Here is a 17,818-nt window from a genome sequence, read left to right as displayed (position 1 = left end):
GACGTGGCGGACACACCGCGCCGCCCGGTGCGCAGTCCGCACCGGACACCCGAGGACCGGCCGTCCGAGTGGCGCCGCACACGCGCCCCTTCCCACCAGCCCCTGCGAGCCCAGTGGGATCCCGTTTCGGGGGAGAGCACCCGCCCGCGTCCGCCGCGCCCGGATCGCGGGGTGCGCCGGCAGAGCCGGCTCGGGCGCTTCGTCGCGACCTACGGATGGCGGGCCTACGCCGTTCCCGTCCTCGCGATCCTCACGGTGATCGTCGGGGTGGACGCCCTGCGCGCCGGTGGCGATCGACCCGAGCCCGCGGCGGCCGGGGACGCGGTAGCCGAATCCGGCGGCGTGGTGGGTGTGCCCGCGCCGGTCGCCGACGGCACGTTCCCCGCCGATCTGCCGTCCGGTGCGCTCCCGGAGGGTGGGCCGTTCACGGCGGCCGGAACCGGCACCTGGCGGGTCGTGCCGGGGACCGGCGATCAGGTCGGCACCGGCCGCGTCTACACCTACACAGTGGAGATCGAGGACGGCGTCGACACCACCGGCTACGGCGGCGACGCCGCATTCGCGCGGATGGTCGACGAGACCCTGGCCAACCCGAAGAGCTGGATCCAGGACCCGGCGTTCGCATTCCGGCGCGTCGATCAGGGTGAGCCCGACTTCCGGGTGTCGCTGACCTCCCAGATGACGATCCGGCAGGGCTGCGGGTACGACATCGAACTCGAGGTCTCGTGCTTCAACCCCGGCGTGGGCCGGGTCCTGCTCAACGAGCCCCGCTGGGTGCGGGGCGCCGTCGCGTTCCAGGGGGACATCGGCTCCTACCGCCAGTACCTGATCAACCACGAGATCGGGCACGCCATCGGCTTCGCCGCCCACGAAGGGTGCGGGAGCGACGGAGGCTTGGCGCCGATCATGATGCAGCAGTCGTTCGGCACGGCCAACGACGACATCGCCGGGCTCGACCCCGAGGGCGTCGTCCCCCGCGACGGGCTGACGTGCAGGTTCAATCCGTGGCCGTATCCGCGAGCATGAGGATGGGACAATCGGGGAACCGCCCGATCGAACCGGCCGAGGAGCTGTCGTGACGTCACTGCCATCCCTGGTGGAATCCGGTGCACTGCCACCTCTGGTGGAACCCGCCGCGGACCTGACCCGCGAGGAGGTGGCCCGTTACAGCCGGCACCTGATCATCCCCGGGGTGGGGGTGACGGGGCAGCGACGGCTGAAGAACGCGCGGGTGCTGTGCATCGGTGCCGGCGGCCTCGGTTCCCCGGTGCTGCTCTACCTCGCCGCGGCCGGGGTCGGCACCCTCGGCATCGTCGAGTTCGACGACGTCGAATCGTCCAACCTGCAGCGGCAGGTGATCCACGGGGTCGCCGACGTGGGCCGGCCCAAGGGGGAGAGCGCCCGCGACACGATCCGGGGGATCAACGAGAACGTGGCGGTGCGCCTGCACCCGGTCCGGCTCGACCGCAGCAACGCCGTCGAGCTGTTCGAGCAGTACGACGTGATTCTCGACGGCACCGACAACTTCGCGACCCGCTACCTCGTCAACGATGCGGCGATCCTCGCCGGCAAGCCGTACGTATGGGGGTCGATCTTCCGGTTCGAGGGACAGGTGTCGGTGTTCTGGGAGGCCGCGCCGGGCGGGCGGGGACTGAACTACCGGGACCTGTACCCGGAGGCGCCTCCGCCGGGCATGGTCCCGTCCTGTGCGGAGGGCGGTGTCCTCGGGGTGCTCTGTGCGTCCGTCGGGTCGATCATGGCCACCGAGGCGATCAAGCTGATCACCGGCATCGGCGAGTCGCTGCTCGGACGGCTGATGATCTACGACGCTCTCGCGATGAGTTACCGGACGGTGACGTTGCGCCGTGATCCGGGCCGGGTGCCGGTGACGGAGTTGGTCGACTACGAGTCCTTCTGCGGTGTCGTGCCGGACGACGCCGCCGAGGCCGTGGCCGAGTCGACGATCACCCCGACCGAACTGCACCGGCTGCTCGAGTCGGACCGGGAGATCGAACTGATCGACGTGCGCGAGCCGGTCGAGTGGGACATCGTCCACATCGACGGGGCGCGGCTGATCCCGAAGGACCGCATCCTCTCCGGAGAGGCGCTGGCGGAGCTGCCGCAGCACAAGCCGATCGTGCTGCACTGCAAGACCGGGATCCGCTCGGCCGAAGCGCTCGCCGTGCTGAAGAAGGCCGGTTTCTCGGACGCCACGCACCTGCAGGGCGGCGTGCTCGCGTGGGCTCAGCAGGTGGACCCGTCACTGCCCGTGTACTGAGGGAACACGGTGAGATAACGATGCGGGAATGCTGTCCCCGGGTAACGGAGTGCCTTCCCTGAAGGCGGCGGCGCCGACTGTACGGTGTGCCCCGTGAGTCCCCTCGAACCCCCGCAGCACGTGCGCTCGACCTTCGGCCTACGCGACGTCGAACCGGTCCCGCTCGGGGCGGACTGGGACGGTGGCTGGCGCTGCGGCGACGTCGTGCTCTCGCCGGTCGCCGACCACGCCCGGGCAGCGTGGTCGGCGAAGGTGCGCGAGAACCTCGACGTCGACGGGGTCCGACTGGCGCGGCCGGTTCGCTCCACCGACGGCCGCTACGTCGTCTCCGGCTGGCGCGCCGACACGTACATCGTGGGCACCTCCGAACCACGGCACGACGAGGTGGTGGCGCTGTCGCTCCGGCTGCACGCCGCCACCGCCCAACTCGAGCGACCGCGCTTCCTCATGCAGCCGCCCGTGGCGCCGTGGGAGGACGTCGACGTGTTCGTCGCCGCCGACCGCGCGGCCTGGGAGGCGGTACCGCTGCGCACCGCCCGCGCCGCCGGCGCCCCCGACACCGTCACGCCCGACGGACGCAAGAGCATCGATCTGATCAACCAGCTCGCGACGTTGCGCAAGCCGGTCCACCTGCCCGATCAGCTCGTGCACGGCGACCTGTTCGGCACCGTGCTCTTCGCCGGCAGCGCCGCACCCGGCCTGACCGACATCACCCCCTACTGGCGACCCGCGTCGTGGGCGGCCGGCGTCGCCGTCGTCGATGCGCTGTCGTGGGGCGGCGCCGACGACGAGCTCATCGGCCGCTGGGAGGACCTGCCGGAGTGGCCGCAGATGCTGCTGCGCGCGGTGATGTTCCGGCTCGCCGTGCACGCCCTGCATCCGCGCTCGACGGAGGAGGCGTTCCCGGGGCTGGCACACACCTCGGATCTGGTGCGTCTGCTCCTCTAGGTCTCGCCTCCTCTAGGCGTCACTGCCGCGCAGCTCCCCGAACATCGCGAGGGCGGCGGCCGCGGCGCGACCCGGGTCTCCTGCGACGACGGCGAGCACCAGTTCGCGGTGCTCGTCGTGGAAGCCTGCGCCGGTCTCTTCGACGCGACGGCGGATCGTCTCCTCGATGACGGGTATCAGCGAGTCGTAGAACTCGAGGTACACGGCGTTGTGGCTGGCCGCGACGATCGCGCGGTGCAGGGCGACGTCGGCGGCGAGGGCGGCGGCCGAACGCGGGTCCGCCCACGCGCGCATCCGCGCGTCGAACAGTTCGGTCAGGTGTTCTGCGTCCGCCCGGGTGCGGCGCTGCGCGGCGAGCGCCGCGGCGGTGACGTCGAGCGCCTGCCGCAGTTCGAGCACGTCCTGTTCGTGGGCGTCGGCGAAGTAGGTGCCGAGTGCGCTGCCCACCTCCGAGGTGGCGACCACGTAGGTGCCCGATCCCTGCCGTCGCTCGAGCAGCCCCGAATGCACGAGTGCCTGGACGGCCTCGCGCACGGTGTTGCGGCCCGTGCCGGTCAGCTCGGCCAGGGTGGGTTCGGTCGGGATGCGGGTGCCCACTGCCCAGGCGCCGGTGCGGATGTGGCCGCGTAACTGCTCGGTGACCTGGGCGACGAGACCGGTGCGTCGCACGGTGCGCATGGGGCTCCTTCCTGCATCCGGAAAACGCCTTCGACGATATACATCGGGTCATCCTATGATTCGCTCCGTGGTTGTCACCGATGCCGGATCCACGTCCCTGCTGCGGGGACGTCTCCTCGTCTTCGTCGCGATCGTGATGTCCGCCCTCACGCTGCGCCTCGCCGTGACCTCGTTCAGTCCCCTTGCCGAACAGATCCGCGCCGAACTCGGCTTCGCGCCTGCCGTGGTGGGTGTCTTCGGGATGGTGCCGACCGCGATGTTCGCGGCGTTCGGTCTCCTCACCCCGGTCATCGCACGGCGAGCGGGGCTCGAGACCACGGCCCTGATCGCGATGCTGGCCGCCGGAGTCGGCATGGCGGCCCGCGCGCTGACTCACGAGACGTGGACACTGCTCGCGTTCTCGGCGCTCGCCCTCGCCGGAATGGGCGTCGGCAACGTGGTGATCCCGCCGCTGGTCAAGCGGTACTTCTCCGACCGGCTCGCCGTCGTGAGCACCGTCTACATCGTCGGCGTCCAGATCGGCACCGTGTTGCCCGCCCTGGCCGCGGTCCCCGTCGCGGAAGCCGCGGGGTGGCGCTGGTCGATCGGTCTGTGGGCGGCGTGGGCGTTCGCCGCGGCGATTCCGTGGATCGGCGTACTCCACCGGGCCCGGGGTGCGAAGCCGGGCACCCGCGACGCGCCCCCTTCCGCCCCTGCACCCGGCCGGGTGTGGCGCTCGCCCGTCGCATGGGGCATGGCCGGCATGTTCGGCATGACCTCCCTGATCACCTACTCGATGTTCACCTGGATTCCCGCCGTACTGCTCGACGCCGGGGGCAGCGAGGCACTCGGGGGCGCGATGACCGCGCTGTTCTCCTTCGTCGGCCTGGCGGCCTCGTTCGTCGCCCCCGCCGCGTGCGCCCGCATGCGGGATCCCTTCCCGCTCGTCCTCGTGTGCGTGGCGAGCTACGCCGTGGGGTTCACCGGCCTGCTGCTCGCACCGCTGACGGCCACCGCCCTGTGGGTGCTGGCGATCGGCGTCGGGCCGACCACCTTCCCCATGGCACTGACCCTGATCAACCTGCGCACCCGCACCCATGCGGCGTCGGCGGCGCTGTCCGGGTTCACCCAGGGCCTCGGGTACACCGTCGCCTGCGCCGGACCGGTCCTGGTCGGGGTGCTGCGCGAGATCACCGGTGGCTGGACGGCACCGTTCGTGTTCCTCGGCGGCGCCGCGTTCGTGGTCCTGATCGCCGGCCGGGTGGCCTGCCGGCCGCGGTACGTCGAGGACACCTGGGGCGGCTCCGGCGCCGATCCGCACCCCGCGCACCCCCGCGGCGACGACCTCACGGAGACCTCCTGCCGCAGGTGAGCATCTCTTGACGCGGCAGTCACCGAGGGCAGCACCGCGGCAACACCCGTTTCCTACCTTGGGTCCATCGATACCGACCCGAGGAAGGGGCATGGGGTGGCCGCAACGACCGGAATATCACCGACCGAAGGCCTGCGTGCGAAGTTCGCCCGCAAGCACCGCATCGAACACTGGGACGCCGAGGACACGGCGGCATGGGACGCCGGCGGCAAGGAGATCGCGAAGCGGAACCTGATCTGGTCCGTCCTGGCCGAGCACGTCGGCTTCTCCGTCTGGTCCATCTGGTCCGTGATGGTGCTGTTCATGCCGACCGACGTCTACGGCATCGATGCCGCCGGCAAGTTCTTCCTCGTCGCCGTGCCTACCCTGGTCGGTTCGCTGCTGCGCATCCCCTACACGGTCGCCACAGCCCGGTTCGGCGGTCGCAACTGGACCGTGTTCAGCGCGCTGGTGCTGCTGATCCCCACCGTCGCGACCCTGTACCTCATGCTCAACCCCGGCTTCTCCTACACCACCTTCCTGGTGGTGGCCGCGATCGCCGGCCTCGGCGGCGGCAACTTCGCGTCGTCGATGACCAACATCAACGCCTTCTACCCGCAACGGCTCAAGGGTTGGGCGCTGGGCCTGAACGCGGGCGGCGGCAACATCGGCGTGCCGGTGGTGCAGCTCGTCGGCCTGCTCGTCATCGCCACCGTCGGCAACACCGAACCGTGGATCGTGTGTGCCGTCTACCTGGTGCTGTGTGCCTTCGCCGCGCTCGGCGCGGCCCTGTTCATGGACAACCTCGGTGATCAGCGCGCCGACCTGCGAGCGATGGGGGAATCCCTGCGCTACCGCGACTCGTGGATCCTGAGCTTCCTCTACATCGGCACCTTCGGCTCCTTCATCGGTTTCAGCTTCGCGTTCGGCCAGGTACTGCAGATCAACTTCCTCGCCGGGGGCGCGACCGCCGCCGAGGCGGCCCTGCACGCCGCACAGATCGCGTTCGTCGGTCCGCTGCTCGGATCGATCGCCCGGCCGCTCGGCGGCAAGCTGGCCGACCGCATCGGGGGCGGCCGGATCACGCTGTACACGTTCGCGGCAATGGCCCTCGCGGCCGGACTGCTCGTCACCGCCGGCACCCTCGACGACGCCACCGCCGGCGCCGCCACCGGCGGAATCATGGTGACCTTCGTCCTCGGGTTCATCGCCCTGTTCCTGCTCTCGGGTATCGGCAACGGCTCCGTCTACAAGATGATCCCGTCCGTCTTCGAAGCCAAGGCGCAGAGCCTCGACTCGCTCGACAGGGCCGGGAAGGCCGCCTGGGCGCGCAGCATGTCCGGCGCCCTGATCGGTTTCGCCGGCGCCATCGGCGGTCTCGGCGGCGTCGGGATCAACCTGGTGCTGCGCGCCTCCTACAGCAGCGAAGCCAAGTCGGCGACCATGGCGTTCTGGGTGTTCCTCGCCTTCTACCTGGTCTGCATCGTCGTCACCTGGGCCGTGTTCCTGCGCCGCCCCAGCGCCCCCACCGGGCAGACGCCCGCCGAGCGCGACGTCACCACCGTGGCCGTCCGCGCCTGAGGGCGCCCCGGCCCCACCCGCACACCAAGGAAGAAGGAAACGGTATGAGCCACAAGTCTGTCGTCGTCGTCGGGCACGGCATGGTGGGCCACCGATTCGTCGAGGCGCTGCGCACCCGTGACGAGAACGACCTCTGGTCGGTGACGATCCTGTGCGAAGAGCCGCTGCCCGCCTACGACCGCGTGGGACTGTCCTCGTACGTCGGTTCCTGGGATTCGAGAGAACTTGCCCTCGCCGGCAACGAGTACGAGGGTGACGACCTGGTCGACCTGAGGATCGGCACCCGGGCCGCGGCGATCGACCGGGCCGGGCGCACCGTCACCACCGACGCCGGCGAGGTGATCGGGTACGACGCGCTCGTCCTGGCCACCGGCTCGTACCCCTTCGTCCCGCCGATTCCCGGCAAGGATCTGGCCGGGTGCTTCGTCTACCGCACCCTCGACGACCTCGACGGCATCCGGGCCGGCGCGCAGCAGGCCGCGCCGGGTGCGGTCGGCGTCGTCGTCGGTGGTGGACTCCTCGGGCTGGAGGCAGCCAACGCGCTGCGGATGCTCGGCCTGACACCGCACGTCGTCGAGTTCGCGCCGCGGCTCATGCCACTGCAGGTCGACGAGGGCGGCGGCGCGCTCCTCGCCCGCCTCGTCACCGACCTCGGCCTGACGGTGCACACGGGCGTCGGCACCGCCGGGATCACCGACGGTCCCGACGGGTTGCGGGTGGAACTGTCCGACGGATCGGTGATCGACGCCGCGCTGCTCGTGTTCTCGGCCGGGGTGCGCCCCCGCGACGAGCTGGCCCGCGACGCGGGGCTCGAGCTGGGCCCCCGCGGCGGCGTCCGCACCGACCTCGGCTGCCGCAGCACGACCGACGACGCGATCTACGCCGTCGGCGAATGTGCCGCCGTCGACGGCACCTGCTACGGACTCGTCGCGCCCGGCTACAGCACGGCAGAGGTCGTGGCCGACCGGCTCCTCGGCGGCGGCGCCGAGTTCCCGGGGGCCGACCTGTCGACCAAACTCAAGCTGCTCGGGGTCGACGTCGCGAGCTTCGGCGACGCGCACGCCGCCACCCCGGGCGCCCTCGAGGTCGTGCTGTCGGACGCGGCCAAGGGCACCTACGCCAAGCTGGTCGTCTCGGACGACGCGAAGACACTGCTCGGCGGCATCCTCGTCGGCGACGCCTCCGCGTACGGGTCGCTGCGGCCGCTCGTCGGCCGGGAGCTGCCCGGCGACCCTGCGGCGCTGATCTCGCCGGCGGGGGAGAAGCCGGGCGCCGGGTCGCTGCCCGATGACGCCGAGGTGTGCTCGTGCAACGGGGTCACCAAGGGGGCGATCTGCGGCGCCATCGCCGACGGCGCGTGCGACATCGCCCAGGTCAAGGCGTGCACGGGCGCCGGCACCACGTGCGGCGGGTGCCTGCCCACCGTCAAGCAGCTCCTCGCGGCGTCCGGCGTGGTCATGTCGAAGGCGCTGTGCGAGCACTTCGATCAGTCCCGGGCCGAGCTGTTCCAGATCGTGCAGGCCACCGACACCCGCACGTTCTCGGCACTGATCGCCAAGTACGGCCGGGGGACCGGCTGCGACATCTGCAAACCCGTCGTCGCCTCGATCCTCGCCTCGACCGACTCGGATCACATCCTGGGCCGGCAGCAGGCGGCGCTGCAGGACACCAACGACCACTTCCTGGCCAACATCCAGAAGAACGGCACCTACTCGGTGGTGCCGCGGATGCCCGGCGGGGAGTGCACCCCCGAGCAGCTCATCGTCATCGGCGAGGTCGCCCGCGACTTCGGGCTGTACGTCAAGATGACCGGAGGACAGCGCATCGACCTGTTCGGCGCGCGGGTCGAGCAGCTGCCGCTCATCTGGAAGCGACTCGTCGACGCCGGCATGGAGTCCGGCCAGGCCTACGGCAAGTCGTTGCGCACCGTGAAGAGCTGTGTGGGATCGACCTGGTGCCGGTACGGCGTGCAGGACTCGGTCGGCATGGCCGTCGACCTCGAGCTGCGCTACCGCGGGTTGCGCTCCCCGCACAAGCTCAAGTTCGGTGTCTCCGGCTGCGCACGCGAGTGCGCCGAGGCGCGCGGCAAGGACGTCGGGGTGATCGCGACCGAGAGCGGCTGGAACCTGTACGTGTGCGGTAACGGCGGCCAGTCGCCCAAGCATGCGCAGCTGCTCGCCGGCGGTCTCGACGACGAGACGCTCGTGAAGTACATCGACCGGTTCCTGATGTTCTACGTGCGCACCGCCGACCGGCTGCAGCGCACCGCGCCCTGGCTCGAGGCCCTCGACGGCGGTCTCGAGCACCTGAAGGCGGTCGTGTGCGAGGACAGTCTCGGCATCGCCGGCGAGCTCGAGGCGGCGATGGCCAGGCACGTCGCCGGATACCGGGACGAGTGGGCCGGCGTCCTGGAGGATCCCGAGAAGCTGTCCCGGTTCGTGTCGTTCGTCAACGCCCCCGACGTGGCCGACCCGACCGTGCGGTTCGACGACTCGGGCAAGCGGAAGGTGCCGGTACTGGTCGGAATGCCCTCTTACCGCGAGGGAATCTCGGGTTAACCCCCGAGAAACACCGGCCCCGGAGAATTCCGTCCGTAGTTCCAAGGAGGACATTCATGACCGTCATCGAGACGCACACCACCGAACGCGCGTCGCGCGCCACCGTGTACGACGGGCGTCTGGAATGGACGTCGGCCTGCCCGCTCAGCCACCTCATCCCCGGTCGCGGCGTCGCCGTGCTGCTGCGCGGCGGGGAGCAGGCCGCGCTGTTCCTGCTCGACGACGGCACGTTGCGGGCGGTGGGCAACTTCGACCCGTTCGGCCGGGCCGCGGTGCTGTCGCGCGGGATCGTCGGCGACCGCAGCGGGGAGCCGACCGTCGCGTCCCCGCTGCTCAAGCAGGTCTTCTCGCTGGACGACGGACGCTGCCTCGACGACCCGTCGGTCCGCCTGCCCGTGTACGACGTGCGGGTGTGGGCCGGAGTCGTCCAGATCCACAGTCTCGTGCCCGTGCACCGCGGTTACGGCGAGCGTTCGTGAGCGAGGACACCGCGCCGCTGCACGGCTTCACGATCGGCATCACCGCCGCGCGCCGCGCCGACGAGTTCGCCACCCTGCTGACCCGGCGCGGCGCGGAGATCGTCCATGCACCCGCCATCCGCATCATCCCGCTCGCGGACGACGCCGAGCTCGAGCGAGTGACGCGCGACATCCTCGACACCCCGCCGGACATCACCGTGGCCACCACGGCGATCGGCTTCCGCGGCTGGATGGGGGCCGCGGACGGCTGGGGCCTCGCCGAGCAACTCGGCGAGGCCCTGGGCGGCAGCCGCATCCTCGCCCGCGGGCCGAAGGTCACCGGCGCGATCCGCGCGGCCGACCTGCGGGAGGAGTGGTCCCCGGCGTCCGAGTCCTCCGCCGAGGTGCTCGAGCACCTCCTGGCGGAGGGCGTGGAGGGGGTGCGGATCGCGGTGCAGCTGCACGGCGCCCGGACCGAGTGGGAGCCCGGTGCGGACCTGTGCGAGGTGCTGCGCGACGCCGGTGCCGACGTGGTGGCGGTCCCGGTGTACCGGTGGACCCCGCCCGACGATCCCACCGCGATGGACCGGCTCATCGAGCAGATCGCCGATCACAGCATCGACGCGGTGAGCTTCACCAGCGCCCCGGCCGTCGCGTCGCTGCTGCTGCGTTCCAAGGCCACCGGCATGCTCGAGGCGATGCTGCGCGCCCTGCGCACCGGCGTCACCGCGGTGTGCGTGGGTCCCGTGACGGCCGCGCCCCTGGTCGAGCTGGAGGTGCCGGTCTCGGCGCCGGGCCGGGCACGGCTCGGATCCCTCGCCCGGCACCTCGCCGAGGAGCTGCCGCGGCGCGCCCACCGCATCGAGGCGGGCGGGCACGTGCTCAGCGTCCGCGGCCGGTGCGTCGTGGTCGACGGGGAGATCCGCTGCCTGGCGCCCGCCGCGATGGCGTTGATGCGAACCCTGGCCGCCCGCCCCGGCCGGGTCGTCTCCCGTGAGGAACTGCTCGCCGCGCTGCCCGGGGGCGGAGGCGACACCCATGCCGTGGAAACGGCGGTGGCGCGGCTGCGGTCCGCGCTCGGCGCCCCCGCGATCGTGCAGACCGTCGTCAAGCGCGGCTACCGGCTCGCGGTGGACCCCACCGGCGGCGCCGACAAGGACTACCCCGTCGGCGGCGCCGACAAGGACTACCCCGTCGGCGCCGCCGACAAGGACTACCCGATCAACTAGAGGCATCGTCCCCGGCCGACCCGTTCCCGACCAGGAGTTGTGACCATGACCGACCCGGCTCTGCTGCTCGTCGCCCACGGCACGCGCAATCCGCGCGGCGTCGAGACGATTGCGGCCCTCGCCGACGCCGTCTCCCACGAGGTGGGCACGACCCGCGTCGCCTTCGTCGACGTCCTCGGACCTTCGCCGTCGGAGGTGCTGCGCCGCTCCGGGCGACCCACCGTGCTGGTGCCCGCCTTCCTCGCCTCCGGCTACCACGTGCACGCCGACGTACCCCGGGAGGTCACCGACAGTGGGCATCGCGCCGTGGCGGTCACCCGCGCGCTGGGACCCGATCCCGTGCTCGCCCGGGTGCAGCTGCAGCGCCTCGCCGCGGCCGGCTGGCGACCAGGGGACGCGGTGGTGCTCGCCGCGGCGGGCTCCTCCGACCCGCGCGCCGTCGGCGACGTGCGCCGGGCCGCGGGCATGTTGTCGGCCCTCGCGCGCGTCGCCGTGCGCGTCGGGTACGTCGCCACGGGATCTCCACGCGTGCCGGACGTCGTCGCCGAACTGCGCGCCGCGGGTGCGGGCCGGGTGTTCGTCGCGTCGTACCTGCTCGCCGACGGCCTGTTCCACGCGCGTCTCGCCGACGCGGGCGCCGACGGCGTGGCGGCACCGCTCGGAGTGCACGACTCGATCGTGCGCCTGGTGGCCGACCGGTACCGGTCCGCGGCCACGGCGCTGCTCACCGCGGAGCCGCTGCGCAGGTGAGCTTGCCGACACGGCGCGGGCGATGAGAGCTGCGCCCCGTATCGTCGATCCCCGTGTCCGAAGCGATGGTAGAGCCGGGAGCCGGGTCCCGGAGTGACGCGGCGTGCCCGCCGCTCCCGGCACCGGGGCCGGCCCGGACGCTCCTGCTCGGCGTGCCCAGGCGAGGCCGGCGCTGGCCCGGCGCGCTGCGCGCCGCCGTCGCGGTGGCGCTGCCCGGCCTCGCCGGTCTTGCGTTCGGTCACGGACCCGTCGCCGCGACCGTCGCCCTCGGGGCGTTCGCCGTCGTGTACGGCGAGGGTCGCGCCTACCGGGCGCGGTGGAAGGTGGTGCTGTTCGTCGCGGCGGCACTCGTCGTGCTGGCCGGTGTGGGTGCCGGGGTCGGTGTGCTCGTGCAGTCGGGGGCGTCGTGGACGTGGCTCCTGCTCGTGGCGGTCATGACGGCCGTCGTCGCCGTGGGTGCCTTCCTGGTCGACGCGTTGCGGTTCGGTGCCCCCGGTGCGTTCCTGCCGCTGCTGACCCTGGAGATCGCCGCGGCGCTGCCGAGTGCCGGTGTGCCGGTCGGCGCGGTCGTGTCGTGGACGGCGGTGGGTGCGGGCACGGCGGTTGTCGTGTCGATGTCCGGCGTGGTGGTCCGGCCCCGCACGCCCGAGCGTGTCGCGGTGGCGGCGGCCGTGTCGGCCGTCGACACCTGCCTGCGCGCCCCGGCGGCGCTCGGCCCGCGGCACGAGGCGGTCCGGGCACTGCACGCCGCATGGATGTGCCTGCACGACGGGCGGATCGGCGACGGTGACCATCCACTGACCGGGGCGCTCCGAGCGGCGCACCTGCGGCTCGCGACCCTCGTCGCGGGCACCGACGAGGGGGCCGCCTCCGAGACCGACGACCTGCGACCGCAACCGCCACTGCCGCGCCCGTCGGCGCGATACCGGCTCGCCCGGGCAGCTCGGCCCGGCAGCCGATCCTGGACCATCGTCGTGCGCCTTGCCGTGGCCGGTCCCGTCGCGGGCGCACTGGCACTCGCGGGCGGTGTCGGACGACCGGACTGGGCGGTGATCACGGCGGCGATGGTGCTGCATCAGGGACCCGACCGGGTGCTGGGCAGCTACCGGGGTCTGCACCGGTTCGCCGGTACCGTCGTGGGCCTCGGCGTGCTGGCCGCGGTCGTGTGGGCGGCGCCGACGGCGGTGGGGGTCGTCGTGGTGGTGGCGGTGCTGCTGGCCGGAACCGAGGAATACCTCGTCCGCAACTACGGGGTGGCGATGGTGTTCATCACGCCGCTCGCGCTGCTGCTCGGGGGCGGTGGGGTGCCGCACGACTTCACCGTGGTGGCTCGCGACCGGTTGCTCGAAACGGTGATCGGCGTGCTCGCCGCCGTCGCGGTGCTGTGGTTCGTGTTGCCGTCCGCGCATCGCCGCGTGCTGCGCTTCGCCGACGCGCGGGTCGCCGAGACGGTCGCCACCATCGTGCAGGCGCGCGCGGCGGGGGAGCGGACCGCGCTGCCGGAACTGTGCCGCGACCTGGAGTTCGATCTGCACGCCGCGACGACCGCAGCGATCGTCGCGGCCCACTCCGAACCCGCCTGGACGCGCGACCGGTGGCCGGAGCACCGGCGACTCCACGAGACCGGATACCGGGTCCTCACGCATCCGGGCTGACCGGTGCCGGTCACTGCGGCAGCGGCACCAGCTCCACCGGATCGCCGTTCTCCGCGCCGGGTGGCACGAGCGCGATCGCGCGCCGTCCGATCAGTCCCGCCAGGTGCGCGGTGCGGACCGCGTTGTCGCACACCCACGATCCGTTGCCGGTCTGTCGGGCCGGCAGCAGCCGGGTGACGTCACCGCTCACCTGCGAGGCGTTCGCCAGCGGTGCGGTCCACGGTGCCTGCGGCCGGCGGCCCGTCAGACCGTCGACGACAGCGGGCAGCATCACCAGCAGCGTCGCGACGGCCGCGACCGGATTGCCCGGCAGGCCGAGCACCACTCGGCCGTCCGGCAGCACGGCTGTCACCTGGGACCCGCCCGGCTTGCACCGGACCCGTTCGACGACGATCGACGCGCCGGCCCGCGCCAGCGCAGAGCGCAACTGGTCCGCGGCCCCGCCGCCGGTCGCCCCGGCGACGACGATCGCGTCGACGCCGGTGGTCTCGCCGAACAGCCGGTCGAACCCGTCGCCGGTGTCGCGCAGGTGCGCCTCCCCGGCGACGGCGGCCCCGCACCACTGCACGAACCGCGGCAGGACGGGACCGAGCGAATCTCGGGTCTGACCCTCGCGCAGCGGCCCGTCGCGGCGGATCTCGTCGCCGGTGACGACCACGTGGACCCGCACGGGTCCGCGGACCTGCACGGCGGTCACCTCGCCGCTCAGCGCCGCGGAGATCACCGCCGGGCCCAGGGCGACGCCCGCCGCGGCGAGTTCGACGCCGGGCGCCCAGTCCTCCCCGCGACGGCGCGCGTCGTCGCGCACCGGGGCATCGGGTATCCGGGTGACGGTGCCGTCGGTCACCTCGACGTGTTCGTCGCGCACGACCGTCGTCGCGCCGGGCGGCAGGTAGGCGCCGGTGGCGATGCGCGCCGCCTGTCCGTTCTGCAGGGTGAACGGCTCGGTCGCGCCGGCCCGGTGGACCTCGGCGCGCAGCAGCCACGGTCCGTCGCCGGCGACGGCGTATCCGTCCATCGCCGACACCGCGGCTCTCGGCAGCGCCTCGGCGGCGACGAGCGGTGCGGCGAGGGTGGCGCCCTCCGCCTCGTGCGGCGCGCGGGTGCGGACCGGCAACCGCGGCAGCGACTTCCGGAGCGCCGCGCGCGCGGCCTCGGGGTCGGCCGCGATCAGCCCGGAACGGGCGGCCCGGGCCTGCGCGAGCTCCTGCGGTGTGTCGCAGTCCGCGGTCCCCGCCACCGGGACCGTGACGTATCGCTCCGGCAGCAGGGCCTTCATCGGTTGATTGGCCGGATCCGCCCCCAGCGCGGCGAGGTGGCCGGCGAGCGCGGGACCACGCCACGCGGCGAGCAGGAACTGGATCCGCCCCGAGTCGTCGACCGCGAACGCCGCGTCGGATCCCGGGGCTCCGCGCAGGGCCTCGACGAGTGCGGCGACCGTGTCCGCGGTGAGGAACGGCAGGTCCGCGGCGAGGGTCAGCACCACCGGCTCGTGGACGCCCGCGGCGGCGAGCGCGGCAACCGGCCCGGCCCCGGCGGGCTCTTCCTGTACCTGAATCACCGCGGGGTCGAGATCGTCGCGTCGTGGTCCGACGACGGCGATCCGCCGGCACCCGCCCACCGCGGTCAAGGCGATGTCGAGCAGTCGCCGTCCCCCGACGACGAGCGCGGGCTTGTCGACACCGCCCATGCGGGTCGCGCGCCCACCCGCGACGATGACGGCCTCCACGTCGGTCAGCGAACTCATGAGGTCATGCTGCCCGACGCCGGCCGGCGCGGCGTGCCGGGCCGGGTCAGTCCGGCGTGTGACGACTGCGCGGCGGCCCGCCGATCCCACACCGGCCCCCGCGTCGGCGGGGTGCGCGGCGGCCGGTGCACGCGTGCGGGAGGTCCTGCTGCGGTGCCTGCCCGGGCGGCGCGGTTCGCACCGCCCGCGGGGGTGTCGCTGTGCTGCCGGCTGCGGGACGGCCTCGGCTCCACCCGTCTCGTCGCCGCGGCGGAACGGCAGGACTCGTCCTGCCGCCGGGCACCCGATTCGGCGCCGGTCGTGCGTTCGACGACCATCAGCGCCGGCCGTTCACCCAAGCGGTCGCGGACCTACTCGCCGCGGTCGACGTGCCGGCCGGGCTCGGCGCGGCCGTCCTGGAGCCGCGTGCAGCGGCACCAGGTGTGAGCCGGTTCAGAACCGGTGTCGCGCCGCCGCGAGATCGACCCGGCCGTCGCGGATCGGCACTCCCTCCCGGCCCAGCCTGGCGAGCTGCCGGTGGGCCAGGTGCGCGGCGGGCCTCCCGGAGGCCGGGACCACCCGGTGCCACGGCAGGTCCGCGCTGTCGGTCCGCATGATCCAGCCCACGGTGCGCGGGCTGGACAGTCCGGCCGCCGCCGCGACGTCGCCGTAGGTGGTCACGCGGCCTTCGGGGACCGCCGCGACCAGTTCCCGGACGCGTTCGACGTCGGCCTCGCTCGTCGCCGGCACCTACAGCAGCTTCCGGACGAGGGCCGCCGTCTCCTGCGGTCGTGCCTGTTCGATCATGTGGTCGCAGTCGAGGTCGAGTGTCGTGAGGTTCGTGCCGAGCCGGTCGGCGAGGGCGGCCCGGAACTCGTCGGTGACGTACGGCGGCTGCACCTTCGCGGCCCGCGCGACGATCGTGGGCAGGTGGGCCGGGGGCAGGACGAACTCGCGTGCCAGCTCGCTCCACGACGCCACGAGCGCGGGAACGCACAGCCGCCAGTTGACCCGGCCGGAATCGAGGGTGACCAGGTGCTCGGCGAGTTCGGCGTCGAGCAGCGCGGGATCGACCTCACCCCAGGAACCGTTCGTCTTGTCGGCACGGGCCTCGGCCGCGTCCGTGTAGTCGGGGTGCTGCACCGTCAGCTCCGCGATCTCGAGCATGCGTTCCGGCGGCAGCCCGATCGCCGGATCCAGCAGCACCAGACCGCGCACCCGCTCGGGCGCAGCCGCGGCCAGATGCACGGCCAGGGCACCGCCGAACGAATGGCCGACCACCAGCACCGGACCCGAGGCGTGGGCGTCGAGGACGGTGAGCAGGTCCCGTACGTGTGTCTCGAAGTTCCACGGCGGCGTCCACGGGGAGCGGCCGTGTCCGCGCAGGTCCGGCGCGAGCACCCGTGCATGGGGGAGGTGCTGCGACGCGAGGTGCTCCCAGCGCCGGCCGTGACCGGTGAGGCCGTGCAGGGCGAGCAGCTGCGGACCGTCGACGGGACCGAACAGGTGGGTGTGCAGTTCGTTCACCCGTCGATTGTGTCAGGGCCGCGGCCGGCTCCAGGGGCAGCCGATGCGCTCGCACGGGACCGGTGCGGCCGTGTCGGCCGATCGGCAGGGACGGGCCGGGCTCCCGGACCGGGGGTGGATTCGGTCTCGCGGGCGGTCAGACCGGCCGTGCCGGCGGGAACGACCACCGCGGCGACGGGGCGGCCGCTCACCCGGTCACGAACCACCACGGGGGGTCCGTCCTCGTCGGCGCAGTAGCGGTCGCCCCACTGGAGAAGTGCGACCAGGACGGGGAAGAGGTCCATGCCCTTGTCGGTGAGCCGGTACTCGTTGCGGGTGCGGTGTCCGGCCTCCCGGTACGGCACCGGGCGCAGGATTCCCGCCGCCACCAGTTTGCGCAGGCGGTCGGCCAGGATCGGCTCGGACATCCCGATGTGCCGCCGCATGTCGTCGAACCGGCGCACGCCGTTGAACGCCTCCCGCAGGACGAGCAGGGTCCACTTCTCGCCGATCACGTCCAATGTCCGCTGCACGGAACAGTTCGTCGTGTCCGTCTCCAACCAGCGCATGCCCCGAGGCTAGCCCCTTGCTCACTGCAATTTCAGAAGTTAGCGTGGCGCCATGGACACCACCGGTACCGATCTCCCCAGCGACAGCGCCTTCCTGCAGGCCGCGGGCCTCGTGCTCGACGAGGTCTCCGGCACCCGGGTCACCGGGCACATCGATCTGGGGCGGGACCATCACACCCCGTGGGGCGTCGTGCACGGCGGTGTCTACACCACCGCCGTCGAATCCGCGGCCAGCGTCGGAGCCAGCGCCGCTGTCCAGGACCGCGGCCAGTTCGCGGTCGGGGTCCACAACAGCACCGACTTCCTGCGCTCGAGCACGGGTGAGCGCGTCGACGTCGTCGCCGAACCACTTCAGCAGGGCCGCGTCCAGCAGCTGTGGCTCGTCACCGTCACCGGCAGCGAGAGCGGCAGGACCCTGGCGCGCGGTCAGGTCCGGCTGCAGAACGTTCCTCTGCCCGGCTGACTCGCCGCTCGCGGTCGGTTTCATGGTCGCCGCTCGCGGTTGTGCTGGATTCACCGCTCGCGGCGGTGCCGTCTTCGCCGCTCGCGGCG

General features: G+C 72.7%; 16 protein-coding genes. 11 read left to right on the top strand and 5 right to left on the bottom strand.

Annotation, left to right across the window (positions count from 1 at the left end):
- The first annotated feature begins 27 nt into the window (after positions 1-27).
- The 3 genes from F1734_RS17925 to F1734_RS17915 all read left to right on the top strand — a co-directional run bounded on the left by F1734_RS17925 (position 28) and on the right by F1734_RS17915 (position 3,226).
- Entirely contained in the window at positions 28-1,026 is a 999-nt protein-coding gene (locus tag F1734_RS17925) for a DUF3152 domain-containing protein (RefSeq protein WP_372446902.1), read from the top strand.
- A gap of 49 nt (positions 1,027-1,075) precedes the next feature.
- The gene (gene moeZ, locus F1734_RS17920) at positions 1,076-2,278 is read left to right on the top strand and encodes an adenylyltransferase/sulfurtransferase MoeZ (protein ID WP_372446878.1); all 1,203 of its coding nucleotides are present in this window, start codon (positions 1,076-1,078) and stop codon (positions 2,276-2,278) included.
- A 93-nt stretch (positions 2,279-2,371) separates the two neighbouring features.
- Positions 2,372-3,226, top strand: coding sequence for a TIGR02569 family protein (locus F1734_RS17915; protein WP_010594716.1), 855 nt, complete (start codon positions 2,372-2,374; stop codon positions 3,224-3,226).
- 12 nt (positions 3,227-3,238) lie between these two features.
- On the opposite strand, the gene F1734_RS17910 is transcribed toward F1734_RS17915, so the two are convergent.
- Positions 3,239-3,904 (bottom strand): FadR/GntR family transcriptional regulator, encoded by a 666-nt coding sequence (locus tag F1734_RS17910; protein ID WP_010594715.1) that lies wholly within the window; start codon positions 3,902-3,904, stop codon positions 3,239-3,241.
- Between the two features lie 55 nt (positions 3,905-3,959).
- On the opposite strand from F1734_RS17910, the gene F1734_RS17905 reads away from it, so the two are divergent.
- The 7 genes from F1734_RS17905 (at position 3,960) to F1734_RS17875 (ending at position 13,465) form a co-directional block, all read left to right on the top strand.
- Positions 3,960-5,255 carry an MFS transporter gene (locus tag F1734_RS17905; protein WP_010594714.1) on the top strand — a complete coding sequence of 432 codons (1,296 nt, stop codon included), beginning with the start codon at positions 3,960-3,962 and terminating at the stop codon, positions 5,253-5,255.
- A gap of 96 nt (positions 5,256-5,351) precedes the next feature.
- Positions 5,352-6,815, top strand: coding sequence for an MFS transporter (locus F1734_RS17900; protein WP_010594713.1), 1,464 nt, complete (start codon positions 5,352-5,354; stop codon positions 6,813-6,815).
- A gap of 44 nt (positions 6,816-6,859) precedes the next feature.
- The gene (nirB, locus tag F1734_RS17895; RefSeq protein ID WP_010594712.1) at positions 6,860-9,373 is read left to right on the top strand and encodes a nitrite reductase large subunit NirB; all 2,514 of its coding nucleotides are present in this window, start codon (positions 6,860-6,862) and stop codon (positions 9,371-9,373) included.
- A gap of 56 nt (positions 9,374-9,429) precedes the next feature.
- Positions 9,430-9,852 (top strand): nitrite reductase small subunit NirD, encoded by a 423-nt coding sequence (nirD, locus tag F1734_RS17890; RefSeq protein ID WP_010594711.1) that lies wholly within the window; start codon positions 9,430-9,432, stop codon positions 9,850-9,852.
- Positions 9,849-11,060 carry a uroporphyrinogen-III synthase gene (locus F1734_RS17885; RefSeq protein ID WP_010594710.1) on the top strand — a complete coding sequence of 404 codons (1,212 nt, stop codon included), beginning with the start codon at positions 9,849-9,851 and terminating at the stop codon, positions 11,058-11,060. The genes nirD and F1734_RS17885 overlap by 4 nt, the downstream gene beginning before the upstream one ends.
- A gap of 45 nt (positions 11,061-11,105) precedes the next feature.
- Positions 11,106-11,810, top strand: a complete 705-nt coding sequence (locus F1734_RS17880) for a sirohydrochlorin chelatase (protein ID WP_010594709.1) — start codon at positions 11,106-11,108, stop codon at positions 11,808-11,810.
- 65 nt (positions 11,811-11,875) lie between these two features.
- Positions 11,876-13,465: an FUSC family protein gene (locus F1734_RS17875; RefSeq protein ID WP_119700318.1), complete on the top strand. Its 1,590-nt coding sequence runs from the start codon at positions 11,876-11,878 to the stop codon at positions 13,463-13,465.
- A 10-nt stretch (positions 13,466-13,475) separates the two neighbouring features.
- On the opposite strand, the gene F1734_RS17870 is transcribed toward F1734_RS17875, so the two are convergent.
- The 4 genes from F1734_RS17870 to F1734_RS17855 all read right to left on the bottom strand — a co-directional run bounded on the left by F1734_RS17870 (position 13,476) and on the right by F1734_RS17855 (position 17,266).
- The gene (locus F1734_RS17870) at positions 13,476-15,212 is read right to left on the bottom strand and encodes an NTP transferase domain-containing protein (protein ID WP_010594707.1); all 1,737 of its coding nucleotides are present in this window, start codon (positions 15,210-15,212) and stop codon (positions 13,476-13,478) included.
- 432 nt (positions 15,213-15,644) lie between these two features.
- Positions 15,645-15,941: an MGMT family protein gene (locus tag F1734_RS17865; protein WP_010594705.1), complete on the bottom strand. Its 297-nt coding sequence runs from the start codon at positions 15,939-15,941 to the stop codon at positions 15,645-15,647.
- On the bottom strand, positions 15,942-16,718 hold the full coding sequence (locus F1734_RS17860; protein WP_010594704.1) for an alpha/beta fold hydrolase: 777 nt from the start codon (positions 16,716-16,718) through the stop codon (positions 15,942-15,944).
- Positions 16,715-17,266 carry a winged helix-turn-helix transcriptional regulator gene (locus F1734_RS17855; protein ID WP_167522752.1) on the bottom strand — a complete coding sequence of 184 codons (552 nt, stop codon included), beginning with the start codon at positions 17,264-17,266 and terminating at the stop codon, positions 16,715-16,717. Before F1734_RS17855 ends, F1734_RS17860 begins: the two co-directional genes overlap by 4 nt.
- A 52-nt stretch (positions 17,267-17,318) precedes the next feature.
- Here F1734_RS17855 and F1734_RS17850 point away from each other — a divergent pair, with 52 nt between their 5' ends.
- Positions 17,319-17,729 carry a PaaI family thioesterase gene (locus F1734_RS17850; protein ID WP_048770758.1) on the top strand — a complete coding sequence of 137 codons (411 nt, stop codon included), beginning with the start codon at positions 17,319-17,321 and terminating at the stop codon, positions 17,727-17,729.
- The last annotated feature ends 89 nt before the right edge of the window (positions 17,730-17,818 follow it).

This window comes from Rhodococcus ruber (assembly GCF_016804345.1).
Lineage (GTDB): Bacteria > Actinomycetota > Actinomycetes > Mycobacteriales > Mycobacteriaceae > Rhodococcus > Rhodococcus ruber.
Note: the sequence above shows the minus strand (reverse complement) of the source record. Positions and strands in the feature narration are given on the sequence as shown.

Coding starts and splice junctions, on each gene's coding strand:
- F1734_RS17910 (WP_010594715.1), bottom strand. CDS start 3,904: ATGCGCACCGTGCGACGCACCGGTCTCGTCGCCCAGGTCACCGAGCAG.
- F1734_RS17905 (WP_010594714.1), top strand. CDS start 3,960: ATGATTCGCTCCGTGGTTGTCACCGATGCCGGATCCACGTCCCTGCTG.
- nirB (WP_010594712.1), top strand. CDS start 6,860: ATGAGCCACAAGTCTGTCGTCGTCGTCGGGCACGGCATGGTGGGCCAC.
- nirD (WP_010594711.1), top strand. CDS start 9,430: ATGACCGTCATCGAGACGCACACCACCGAACGCGCGTCGCGCGCCACC.
- F1734_RS17880 (WP_010594709.1), top strand. CDS start 11,106: ATGACCGACCCGGCTCTGCTGCTCGTCGCCCACGGCACGCGCAATCCG.
- F1734_RS17875 (WP_119700318.1), top strand. CDS start 11,876: ATGGTAGAGCCGGGAGCCGGGTCCCGGAGTGACGCGGCGTGCCCGCCG.
- F1734_RS17870 (WP_010594707.1), bottom strand. CDS start 15,212: ATGAGTTCGCTGACCGACGTGGAGGCCGTCATCGTCGCGGGTGGGCGC.
- F1734_RS17855 (WP_167522752.1), bottom strand. CDS start 17,266: ATGCGCTGGTTGGAGACGGACACGACGAACTGTTCCGTGCAGCGGACA.
- F1734_RS17850 (WP_048770758.1), top strand. CDS start 17,319: ATGGACACCACCGGTACCGATCTCCCCAGCGACAGCGCCTTCCTGCAG.